Annotated in this window: 9 protein-coding genes; 2 read left to right on the top strand and 7 right to left on the bottom strand. The window is 58.7% G+C overall.

The window, feature by feature from the left end; genetic code table 11:
* Window positions 1-173 precede the first annotated feature (173 nt).
* Both R3F64_RS07660 and R3F64_RS07665 read left to right on the top strand, forming a co-directional pair.
* Window positions 174-1,637: an alanine/glycine:cation symporter family protein gene (locus R3F64_RS07660; protein ID WP_332610716.1), complete on the top strand. Its 1,464-nt coding sequence runs from the start codon at window positions 174-176 to the stop codon at window positions 1,635-1,637.
* A gap of 43 nt (window positions 1,638-1,680) precedes the next feature.
* Window positions 1,681-2,691 (top strand): asparaginase domain-containing protein, encoded by a 1,011-nt coding sequence (locus R3F64_RS07665; RefSeq protein ID WP_332610718.1) that lies wholly within the window; start codon window positions 1,681-1,683, stop codon window positions 2,689-2,691.
* 26 nt (window positions 2,692-2,717) lie between these two features.
* On the opposite strand, the gene R3F64_RS07670 is transcribed toward R3F64_RS07665, so the two are convergent.
* The 7 genes from R3F64_RS07670 to R3F64_RS07700 all read right to left on the bottom strand — a co-directional run bounded on the left by R3F64_RS07670 (window position 2,718) and on the right by R3F64_RS07700 (window position 10,855).
* Window positions 2,718-3,650, bottom strand: coding sequence for a lysine exporter LysO family protein (locus R3F64_RS07670; RefSeq protein ID WP_085917155.1), 933 nt, complete (start codon window positions 3,648-3,650; stop codon window positions 2,718-2,720).
* Window positions 3,651-4,364, bottom strand: a complete 714-nt coding sequence (locus R3F64_RS07675) for a hypothetical protein (RefSeq protein WP_332610720.1) — start codon at window positions 4,362-4,364, stop codon at window positions 3,651-3,653.
* A gap of 52 nt (window positions 4,365-4,416) precedes the next feature.
* A complete protein-coding gene (locus R3F64_RS07680) occupies window positions 4,417-5,766 on the bottom strand; it encodes a nicotinate phosphoribosyltransferase (RefSeq protein ID WP_085917156.1) in 1,350 nt (449 codons plus the stop codon).
* Entirely contained in the window at window positions 5,763-6,332 is a 570-nt protein-coding gene (locus tag R3F64_RS07685) for a nicotinamidase (RefSeq protein ID WP_085917157.1), read from the bottom strand. The genes R3F64_RS07680 and R3F64_RS07685 overlap by 4 nt, the downstream gene beginning before the upstream one ends.
* 76 nt (window positions 6,333-6,408) lie before the next feature.
* Window positions 6,409-7,344 carry a 2-hydroxyacid dehydrogenase gene (locus R3F64_RS07690; protein ID WP_332610722.1) on the bottom strand — a complete coding sequence of 312 codons (936 nt, stop codon included), beginning with the start codon at window positions 7,342-7,344 and terminating at the stop codon, window positions 6,409-6,411.
* A gap of 125 nt (window positions 7,345-7,469) precedes the next feature.
* Entirely contained in the window at window positions 7,470-9,512 is a 2,043-nt protein-coding gene (locus tag R3F64_RS07695) for a CocE/NonD family hydrolase (RefSeq protein ID WP_332610723.1), read from the bottom strand.
* Window positions 9,513-9,553: 41 nt separating this feature from the next.
* Window positions 9,554-10,855, bottom strand: coding sequence for an ATP-grasp domain-containing protein (locus tag R3F64_RS07700; RefSeq protein WP_085917160.1), 1,302 nt, complete (start codon window positions 10,853-10,855; stop codon window positions 9,554-9,556).
* Window positions 10,856-11,178: the final 323 nt, after the last annotated feature.

The following is an 11,178-nucleotide window of genomic DNA, read 5'->3' on the forward strand; positions in this document are numbered from 1 at the left end:
CACTCTGGTGCACCCATTGATGCAGTAAGTGCATACAACTGCAACGCTGCGCCAAATTTAATTCTGCCTCACGCTTGGTAAAACGTTCTCCGCGGCGCGCTATTCCAAACGTGCGATTTTAGAAAGACACGCATTCCAACATAACGCTAATACAACAACGCGGAGAGAATCACATGCTCGATATGCTCAATGACCTTCTGTGGGGGAAGGTTCTGTTGGTGCTGCTGGTGGGGGTTGGTATCGGTTTTACCGTTGCGTCCCGCTTTGTGCAGTTTCGCTATTTTGGTGAGATGTTTCGTATCCTAGGTTCCGGCCAGGCCTTTAAACGCAATAAACACGGCCATTTAAGCTCGTTTCAGGCGCTGGTGCTCTCAGTGGCTGGGCGCGTTGGTGGCGGCAACATTGCCGGCGTAGCAGTCGCGATTACGCTGGGTGGACCAGGGGCGATTTTCTGGATGTGGTTGGTGGGCTTTATGGGCATGGCCACCAGCTTTTTGGAATGCACCCTGGCACAGACCTATAAAGAGGCCGAAGGTGACGGCACCTATCGCGGCGGTCCCGCTTACTACATTGTTAAAGGGCTGGGTAAGCAGTGGCGCTGGCTGGCAGCGTTCTACTCGGCACTGCTGCTGTTGACCTTCGGTTTTGCGTTTACCGCACTGCAATCTTATTCAGTGGCGACCTCTTTCGGTGACGCTTTCGGCGTGCCGGTGCTGTATAGCGGTATTGCTCTGGCGATGCTCGTCGGGCTGATTATCTTCGGCGGTATCAAGCGGATTGCGCGTATTTCCGAAGTGTTGGTGCCCTTTATGGCGGTGAGCTATATCGCCATTGCGCTGTTGGTCATTGCCATGAACATCGGTGACATTCCGGACATTATCGCGCTGATTGTGAAAAGTGCTTTCGGCCTTGAACCTCTGATGGGTGGCGGTATTGGCGCGGCGATCATGATGGGCCTGAAACGCGGTCTGTTTTCCAACGAAGCGGGTCTGGGTAGTGCGCCCAACGTGGCGGCCGTTGCCTACGTACCGCATCCGGCTAACCAGGGTATCGTGCAGGCATTTTCGGTCTTCATCGATACCGTGATCATCTGTTCCGCCACGGCGTTCTTGATTCTTCTTAGCGGCGCTTACGACCCCGCTGTGGGCGCTGGTGTTGAGGGGATCGCGTTAACCCAAGCCGCATTGGCCGACCATGTGGGCGAATGGGGACGCACTTTTGTCAGCCTGGCGCTGCTGCTGTTTGCCTTCAGCACTATTTTGTACAACTACTATCTGGGCGAGAACAGCCTCAACTTTTTCAGCCGTGACAACCAGAACCTGTTCAATGCCTTCCGCGTGGCCATCGTGCTGCTGGTGTGCTGGGGCGCGACCACCGATTTGGGCACCGTATTCGGCTTTGCTGACGTCACCATGGGGCTTCTGGCCGTGGTTAACCTGTTGGCGTTGATCATGCTGTTCAAGCGTGGCCTGCGCATTTTGAAAGACTTCGATGGACAGCGCCGTCAGGGCATTAAACAACCGATTTTTGACGCTAACCAGCACCCGGATCTCGATCTGGATCCCCAGGCCTGGGAACTGGACCCGGAAGAGGCCGAAGCGTTAAAGCAGCGCCTGGAAGGGGTGCCTGCGAAGTAAGCAGTTAACTGGAACGTATTGCTAAGACAAAATAGGAGAACCCATGCCCCGCGTACTGATGCTCTATACTGGTGGGACCATTGGTATGCAGCCATCGCCACAAGGTTATATACCCTGCGCGGGGCTGGCCGAACGCCTGGCGGCACACTTGGCGCTGGGTGACCCTTACCGGCTGCCCGCGTTTGATGTGCTGGAAATGCAGCCGTTGATGGATAGCGCCGAGTTAATGCCAGCGGTCTGGAATCGTCTGGTAGCGCTACTGGAAAACCACTGGCAGCACTACGACGCCTTTGTGGTACTTCACGGTACCGATACCATGGCGTACAGCGCCGCCGCGCTTTCGTTTATGCTCGGTGCGCTTAACAAGCCGGTGATCTTCACCGGCTCTCAAATTCCCTTGGGTGAGCCAAGAAGCGATGCGCTGAATAATGTGGTCAGCGCGCTACAGCTTGCGGCTCACCCCGCGACACCTTGCGAAGTCAGTCTGGCGTTTCACGACCGGCTATTACGCGGTAACCGGGCGCGCAAGGTGCGCACCCAAGGCTTGGATGCCTTCGACTCACCCAGCTTTCCCTGGCTTGCTGAGCTGGGTATTGGCGTTAACTTCCCCCAGCCCTCGGCATTGCTGAGCGGTCTACCCAATTTTGCCCCTATCCAGGTGGACGACGAGGCGGTGGCGGTACTGACGCTGCACCCTGGAATGTCGCTGCGCCGTGCCAAGACGCTACTGGCAGATAAAGCGCTAAAAGGACTGGTGCTTTACAGCTACGGGGTTGGTAACCCGCTTAGCTTTGACGGCGAGCTGCTTAACGCCCTGAAAGCGGCCAACGAGCGCGGCGTCGTGCTGCTCAATGTGACCCAGTGTGCCCAGGGCGAGGTGGTCCAGGGCGCCTATGCCGCCGGTGCCGCGCTTAATCAGGCGGGTGTGATTGCCGGGGGCGACATTACCCTGGAGGCTGCCATCGCGAAGCTAACCGTGCTGCTAGGTCGCGGGTTTGCAGGTGGAGCGCTTCGACAAGCCTTGAAGAGTGCTATTCGAGGTGAGAGCCGTTGATCCTGACCGTCGAATACCCTCCATCGTTAACCCGACAGCGACAGAAAGAACAGAATCAGCGGTGGTGACAGCAGCGAGAGAATGAACCCGCTGACCACGGCGATGGGAACGCAGGCCACGCCGCCGTGTTGTTGAATGACGGGCAGGGTGAAGTCCATTGAGGTGGCGCCGCCGTAGCCGATGGCCAGGGCGGTGTGGCGGTGGATCACCAACGGGATCAGTATGAACGCCAGCAGCTCACGTGTGAGGTCGTTGAAAAACGCCACGCCACCCATCAGTGGCCCCAATTGGTCACCAATCAGGATCGCCGACAGCGAGTACCAGCCAAAGCCTGCGGCCATGGCGAGGCCTTCGTTCCAACTTAGCGCCAGTAGCGGGGCGGCCAGTACGCCTGCCAGTAGGGAACTCAGCGCCAGGGTGACGGCAATGGCCAGTCCCAATCGGTTGAGCAGTATCTGCTTTAGCGGCATGCCTGAGTTACGCAGTTGGCAGCCGATCAGCGCAAGAAGGCCATAGAGAACCCATTCGGCCAACAAATCAGCCGTGGAAAATAGCCCTTCACCTAATGGCGGCCCAGCCAACAGGCCGGTTATCACCCCAGCCGCCACTACGGCAACCAACAATAACGAGCCCTGCATCGCCGCCAGCTTGCTGGTCGGCGCATCCTTGACCACCGGCGACTGGCCGGTCTTCAGCGCCACCCTGCGCGACAGCCACCACAGCGCGGCCAGATTAAACAGCGTGGTGATGCTGAACAGCAGCAGGGCGTTACCGCCCAGCTTGGCAAGCTGGTTGGACAGGTTTTCAAGCCCTGCCAGGCTAATGCCCATCAGCAGCAGAATGATGTAAACGGCGCTGTTAACGGCATGGTTGATACGGTGCTGCCAACGCGACGAGTGAACACGTACCAGGTAACCCAGTAGAAGCGGTAGTAAAACAATCAGTAATCCGGAAAGCATTTACGGCGTGACGCCTCCGCTTGGGCTGAATTCAGTCAGGGCAATCTGCGTTTCACGCTCGCCGTCTTTGAAGTATTCCGCTGAAAGCACCAGCCCCGGCCAGTCCGGATGAAAGCTTAGATGAAGTTCACTATCGCTTTTTTCCGCATTGAGCATGACAACATTCAGCGCGTCGAACTCACCGGCAGGAACGCTAATCGGGGATTGGTTATCCATATAGTACCGGTAGTGTTCCTCTTCCCCCTCGTGATCAAGAAAGCGTAAATCGCAGGGGGCCGCTTCAATGCAGTTTTCCTTACCCGCGCGGCGGGAAAGGTCGAACAGGGCCGTTTGCCGATCAAGCGTCGTGAGCTGTTCTTCCTTGAGTTGGTAGTCGTTACCGATGCCAAACAGCGAATAGCGGCTGTTATAAAGCAATGCGCGCGTGGCGTCGTCAGCGACGCTGAAGCGGCTGCGCTCTTCGCCACTGATAACGGCAATCGAGAAGCGCATATCGCTGCGCCAGTGGCTTTCTTCCTGGCTCAAGTGGTGGGTGATGGTCGCACTTGGCCAGCCGTCAACCTTGAGACGGTATTGTGCCTCAAAAGGCTGCGGTGTTGAGAATGCCTTACTTGGCGACGCCTGGGCTCCGGCCGTCATCAGGCCGGTAAGACACAGCGTGACCGCGAGAAGGCAGCGTGGGTATTGAATATGTTGATATAGAGCGCATCGCATAGAGAGTCTCCCTGACAAGCGGTAGTCCAGCCAACGGGGTAGCCTAGCGCTATCACACCGTGGACGATAGATGTTTCAGGGCGTCACTCAGTTCCACCGGATAATCGCTTTCACCTTGCTCCAATGCCGTCACCGAGGCAGGGAAACGAGGTAACGTATCCGCTACGCGAGAGGTTGCCTGTTGGGCTGGCGACATGACGTCGGGGTCGACAACCCCGTTTTTGACCACCGGCCTCAGTAGGGGTTCTCCGGCGATGTCGGTTTCATCGCGTTGGGCAATGGTGTCGCCGGTATAGCGTCCGGCAGTATCCTGCCGACGGTAAACCTGCTTGCGTGACGGCAGGTTTATCTTGCCGGGGGAGTGTTTAGCCCTTGGCTGTGCGTCGTATTCAACCAGTTTGTAAGAGAGGTCGATGACCGGGGCGTCCGCCGAAACGCCCATCTGGGTGCCGACGCCAAAGGCATCGATGGGGGCGTTCTGGGCGACAAGCTCGGCGATGCCATGTTCATCCAGGCCGCTGCTGGCAATGATTTTGATCCGGCTGAAACCGGCATCGTCCAGCAATGCACGGGCTTCGCTGGCAAGCTGGCCAAAGTCACCGGAGTCGAGGCGAATGGCGCTCACCGATAAATCGGGTATGTCGCGGAGCATGTCAATCACATGCCTGACGCCTTGCAGGGTATCGTAGGTGTCGACCAGCAAGGTGGTGTTGGGGTAGTGACGAGCGAAGGCTCGAAATGCCGACGGCTCATCGTCATGGGCAAGAATGTAGCTATGCGCCATGGTGCCATTCAGCGCCAGGTCATGACGCAGCCCACCAAGCACATTGCTGGTGCCACTCAGTCCGGCGGCCTTATAGGCCCTGACCCCACGGACGGCAGCATCGATACCGTGCATACGGCGCATGCCAAAATCGACGACCGGGCGGTTGCCTGCTGCCCACACAATGCGGGCGGCTTTGGAAGCGAGCACGGATTCCAATTGCACCAGGTTCATGACAAGACTTTCGAGCAGCTGCGCTTCGGCGATCGGCGCATCCACCTCAAGCAATGGCTGATGGGGAAAAAGGGGCGTTCCTTCAGGCACGGTCCAGATATCGCCTGAAAAGCGCCAGTTCGCGAGCCAGCTTAGAAAGTCATCGTCGAAGCGTCCGGTTGAAGCGAGTTTTTCAATGGCCGCAGCGTTAAAATGCAATTGGCTGAGCGTGGCCGCGGCGTGTTGCTGGCCGCAGGCGAGGATAAAGCGGCGTGAGGGCGGCAGCTGGCGAAAAAACAGGCTGAAAGTAGCGGGCGTGTCATGCATCGCCTCTTTCCAGTACGCCTGGATCATGGTCAGTTGGTAGAGGTCGGTTAATAGCGCCAACTCCTCGTCTGCAACGCTCAGCGTTAACGGTTCATTCATGCGCGTACCTCGGCCCCGGCATCCTGCATTTCATGGCGGCAGCGCTCGACGGCGCCAGGGTCGGCTGCGGCGGATAGCGTTTCCAGCAGCAGGGTCGTAAAGCCCTCACGGCAGGCGGCAAGCACCGTGGCATGAACACAGACATCCAGCGCCAGGCCGCAGACCACGACGCGCTGGATACCGTTTTCGCGCAAGTACTCGCCAAGCCCCGTGCCATCGAATGCCGAGTAGGCATCGGCGTTGAACGCAGTTGCCTTGCTGACGCGAATGACCTCGTCGGGCAGCGTGAGGTCGGGGTGGAAAGCCGCTCCCGGCGTGTCCTGAACGCAGTGAATCGGCCAGGGGCCACCCCGGTGGTTAAAGCTTACGTGGTCCACTGGGTGCCAGTCGCGGGAAGCCACGATAGTGGCGCCAGCGTCTTGGGCAGCGGCAATCTCGGCGTTGATGCCCGGCACCAGAGCGCTGCCGCCGTTAATCGCCAGCGCACCACCTTCGCAGAAGTCGTTTTGCATATCGACGACCAGTAGTGCGTCGTGGCGTTGATAATCATGGAGGGAAGACGGCATTGTACGTTTCTCCTTCGTTTCCAACGGGTTACCGGCTAGTCATATGGACAGGATAGCAAGCCGAGTGTTTCAGCGTTCAGTAACCTGCCTCTGGATCGATGGTCGTCACGGATTCACCCGCTTCCAACGCTTTTATGTAGGCAATCACCTGGTCGATGGCGTCATTGAGAGGGGTGGGAGCCGCCATGTGGGGCGTGATGATGACCCTGGGATGTTGCCACAGTGGATGATCGTCGGATAGTGGCTCTGCCTCGAAGACATCCAGCAGGGCACCGCGGATATGGCCAGGTTGGCTGTTGTGGCCCAGCGCTTCCAGCAGTGCCTGCTCGTCAATCAAGCTGCCCCGGCCGGGGTTGATCACGCTGGCCCCTTTGGGCAGCTTGGCAAGCTGCTGGGCATCAAGAATATGCCGGGTGGCTGCGGTATCGGGCAGTATGGTGACCACCGTTTGCACTTGACCCAGGAGCGCGGCAAGCCCTTCATCGCCATGGTAGCAGTGCACACCTGTGATCTGCTTGGGTGAACGGCTCCAGCCGAGTACCGGAAAGCCCGCCTGGTGTAGCGCACCGGCTACATAGCGGCCAATCGCCCCCAGACCGAGTACGCCCACTGGCCATTGAGACTTCGCTACGACGTCTTGCGGCTGCCAGGAGGCGTCCTGCTGCTGAGCGGCATAGCGGTCCATGCTGCGGTAAAAATGCAGCACACCATAAAGCACGTAGTCGGCCATCAGCTCGCCCATGCCTGCATCGCGCAGCTTGACGATGGGCACATCCGTCGGCAGGCCCGGGGTTTTGAGCAGGTAGTCGACGCCCGCGCCAAGGTTGATAATGCCTTTAAGGTGGGTCTGCTCTTCGATCAGATGCGCAGGCGCTTTCCAGACGGCCAGATAATCGGCGTTTTGACGCTGGTCTGCCGGCGCATCGCTGGTAACGACCTGGGCATCAGGAAACGCATCGGCCAGCGCGTTTTGCCACGCTGCGGCCTCGTCAATATGCACGATGATCTTCATTGCCTTGTCTCCCTCAGACGCTTGTTCGTTGCGTCTATCATGGGGAGCATCGTAGAGCGCTGCAAGCAGGGGTTAGCGCTTATGTACCCGTTGCCCTTGCAACGCCATCCGACCGCCAAGGCGTCTCACACCAGATCCCGCGGGATCTCCTCGTCCCAACTCTTGGAAAAGACCCGGCTATCGCCCTCGAAGGCATCCATGGTCGCCCGTAGGCGAAAATGCGTGGCGTTGGACGTCATCAAGGTGCGGGTCAAACTTCGGACTTCCCAGTCACCGCGGCGAAAACGACGCTCCCATTCGGTCCAGCCGCTCAGGCTGTCGTAGTTGCCGTATGAATAGGTGTAGCGCTCAACCACCCGCGACGAGAGTTCGAGATCGATATCATTGAGACGGAAGGTGCCCTCGTCATTGATGACCTCCAGCATGGTCTGATCCTGGGCCAGGTCGCGTATTACCCGCCATGATTCCTGGCTGGGCTGTAACAGGCTCACGGCCAGTGGCGGGGCGCCTTCCGGTTCCCCGAACGGGGGCAGTGCCGCTTCTTCCTGAGGTTGGGGCTCACGGCTCGGCAGGATCAATTGGCAGCCGGCAGGGTGCATGGTCAGCTTGACAGGAGCCGGCGACGGCCACGCCAACGGCCAGTAACTGGTCGAGAGCGATAGCCGTATGGCGTGGCCGACGGGAAATTTTTGGGCGATATGCTTAAGCTTGACGCGTACGCGATAACGCTTGCCGGGCTCCAGGGGCTGTGGAAATTCGTCGCTGTCACGGTGGGTCAGGTTGAGCAGGCCGTAGGAAATTCGGGTGGCCTTGTCGTCGTCGGCAATATCGATGAGCCTAACCGCGACCATGGCCACCGGCTGATCGGCTTCGATGTCGAGCTCGACCACGGGTTGTCCGCAAATCTCGATGTCGTGATCGAGTCGAGGGGTCTGGAATATCAGCGCACCGCCGTCCTCGTCGCGTTGGTCGTGAGGCAGGTCCGGCGGCGCGTTATAGGAACACCACTTGCCTGCATACAGGCCTACGGACAGCGGCGAACGTACGCTGAGAGGAACAGCGTTGTCCGCGGCAAATACGGTGGGATCCTGTGCAACGGGCAGCAGGTCATGGCCACTGGTGAGACGGAAATGTTTGGGGTCGATTCGCGGCGAGGGCCAGCTCGGCTCGGCGACCCAGCGCCCTGGACGTTCCTCGTAGCGGGCCGACGGCGGCACCGAATCCTGCATCCAGACGCGCAGCATGGGCTCGTCCATGATGCCCGTTTCTTTGCCTTTCAACCAATGGTCCCACCAGCGCAGCGTTTCCTGTAAAAAACCGATGGCCGGGCCGGGAACGCCCAGATGAGGGTACTTGTGCGACCAGGGCCCCACCAGGCCTTTGCGCGGCACGTCGAGCCCCTCGAGCAGGCGGAAGACGGCGTTGCAGTAGCCATCGGCCCAGCCGCTAACGGCATAAACCGGGCAGCGAATGCGCGAAAAATCTTCGCATACCGAGCCATGCTTCCAATAGTCGTCACGGCGCTGATGCTGGAGCCATGTCGCCAGCCAGAGCCCGCTGTGCTCAAGGCGCTCCATCCACATCTCGCGCCAGCGCTCACCGACCAATTGCGGGTCGGGAGGGCAGGTATTGCCGTCGAACATGGTCGAGGCCCACGACAGGTTGTCGCCCAGCAGGCAGCCGCCCATGTGGTGGACATCATCGGCGTAGCGGTCGTCGGTGGAGCATAGCGTAATGACGGCCTTCAGCTCGGGTGGCTGGAGCGCCGCGATCTGCAGGCCATTGAACCCGCCCCAGGAGATGCCGATCATACCAACGTCGCCGGTACACCAGGGTTGCTTACCCAGCCACTGTAGAATTTCGACGCCATCGTCGAGTTCCTGTTGCAGGTATTCGTCGGTCAGCACGCCGTCCGATTCGCCGCTGCCGCGCATGTCGACGCGCACCCCGGCGTAACCGTGGCCAGCCCAATAGGCGTGTGTCTGGGCATCGCGCATCGCCGTCAGATCTCGCTTGCGATAAGGCAGGTATTCCAGAATGGCCGGTACCGGGTCGCTTTCGGCATCCACCGGGCGCCAGATACGGATGGCCAGCCGACAGCCGTCGGCCAACGTGATCCAGTCTTCTTCCTCCTGTACCTCGCGGGGGAAATCGCTGACGATCTGCATGGGCGTGTTCCTTATCGTTTGTGTAGCGCGACGCAATTCCGTCAGCTGGTGATGTCGTCAAAGGTAAAATGGAGCTGCTCGGCAAGCCGTGCGTAGTTGTCTTCCAGCGCGAGATCGTCGTCGGCCCCCATCCATACGTAAGCCAGGGCGTAACTGTAGCTGTCCTGCTCGGGCAGGGAGGATAAGCGCGTTCCGGTCTCCACCTGGAGCGTGATCACGGTGCCGGGGAAAGCTTTCTGCAGCGCCTCGATCTGTTCAGCACTGGGGACCTGGGTGACGATGGCGTCGGTGAAGAATACGCGATAAAAGAACTTTGCGGCGACGTTAAAAGCCCCTTGGCGGTGCGGCATGTCGGGCAACTGCCCCAGCGCCAGGTCCACCGTTATTTGCTGGTGGCTGACCCCGTCGACCTTCTCGAACAGGTCGCAGTGCGATTGCGCCACACGGGTATTGATCTCCAGCAGCCAGATGCGGTCTTGCACTTCATCCCAGAAGTATTCGATGTTGAAGGCCGCATTGTCATAGCCGATATGAGCCATGATCTGACGCGTCAGGTCCTGCATCTTGGCTTGAATGGCATCGGGAAGGCGGGATGGATAGCGATAGTAGAAAAAGCTCAGTACCTGCGGATAGCGAATCGAATCGACAATGCCGTACGGGACAACATCGCCCTGGAAAACGTAGCCCTCGACCGTGCACTGCCAGCCGCCGATGATCTCTTCCGCCATGCAGTGGCCGCCGTCGACCGAGCGAACGTCGTCTGGCAGGTTGGCGTGTTCCAGCACGTAATTAAACGGTTCTGAAATTGTCCCTATGCCTTCACATAGCCGCTCCACGGCATAAGCGAAGTCTTCCGGACTCTCGATGCGAAAGCCCAGTCGTGAACCCGAAGACTTGATCGGTTTGACGAAGAAGGGCATGTAAAGCCCGGCTTCGCCGATACGCTGAAGGGCATTAGCGTCGAAAGGGTCAAAGGCCGTAAATCGGGGAATGTAGTCGGCCATTACCTCACGCTGGACGAGCCGACTCCAGTACTTGTGCTCGCATTTGAGCAAACTTTCAAGGCTGGTGGAGGGCGTGCCGATGCGCTTGCAGAGCAGTGGCAGCATGGTCGACACGGGAAAATCCATGTAGCCCACGATGGCATCGATAGGCTCGCCAAATGCTTTCAACTGAGTTTCGGCTCGGGCCAGCATGTCTTCGATAGGAAAGATTTCCGTATCGTTGACTTCCTCCGGTTCGATCACGCCATGGAAGCGGTATTGCTCAGCTCCGCGTATATGCTCAAGGCGTTGACGATTATAGTCATCCATTCCGACAACAAAGATATTCCGAACGCTCATGATCGCCTCCAGGCGCAAACTTCGCTATCACTATGCTGACCACCGTCCTCTCCACCCAACGGCAATGGGCAGCAGGCGGGGTCGGGGGTATCGGTCTGACCTTAGGGCCAGGTAAGGAGTAGGCGCCTTTTGCAGTATAGCGATTTATGGTGGCGGCGCTTGGCCAATACGTGATGGCGCAGCCATTCAGTATTACCCAAGGAGATTTCACCCCACCAAGGGGCATGATTAATCTGGCTAGCGCAGTTTCCAGCTGGTATAAGTTAAGATCAGGTTAAAACTTACGCGATACGACATTGCCGCTATCGGTAATGATTCAGCGT

The sequence above is a fragment of the Halomonas sp. 5021 genome, from assembly GCF_036663435.1.
GTDB classification, from domain to species: domain Bacteria; phylum Pseudomonadota; class Gammaproteobacteria; order Pseudomonadales; family Halomonadaceae; genus Vreelandella; species Vreelandella janggokensis.

Excerpts from the sequence above, each read along its gene's own strand:
- R3F64_RS07665 (WP_332610718.1), top strand. The coding sequence starts at position 1,681 with ATGCCCCGCGTACTGATGCTCTATACTGGTGGGACCATTGGTATGCAG.
- R3F64_RS07675 (WP_332610720.1), bottom strand. The coding sequence starts at position 4,364 with ATGCGATGCGCTCTATATCAACATATTCAATACCCACGCTGCCTTCTC.
- R3F64_RS07670 (WP_085917155.1), bottom strand. The coding sequence starts at position 3,650 with ATGCTTTCCGGATTACTGATTGTTTTACTACCGCTTCTACTGGGTTAC.
- R3F64_RS07660 (WP_332610716.1), top strand. The coding sequence starts at position 174 with ATGCTCGATATGCTCAATGACCTTCTGTGGGGGAAGGTTCTGTTGGTG.
- R3F64_RS07685 (WP_085917157.1), bottom strand. The coding sequence starts at position 6,332 with ATGCCGTCTTCCCTCCATGATTATCAACGCCACGACGCACTACTGGTC.
- R3F64_RS07700 (WP_085917160.1), bottom strand. The coding sequence starts at position 10,855 with ATGAGCGTTCGGAATATCTTTGTTGTCGGAATGGATGACTATAATCGT.
- R3F64_RS07695 (WP_332610723.1), bottom strand. The coding sequence starts at position 9,512 with ATGCAGATCGTCAGCGATTTCCCCCGCGAGGTACAGGAGGAAGAAGAC.
- R3F64_RS07690 (WP_332610722.1), bottom strand. The coding sequence starts at position 7,344 with ATGAAGATCATCGTGCATATTGACGAGGCCGCAGCGTGGCAAAACGCG.
- R3F64_RS07680 (WP_085917156.1), bottom strand. The coding sequence starts at position 5,766 with ATGAATGAACCGTTAACGCTGAGCGTTGCAGACGAGGAGTTGGCGCTA.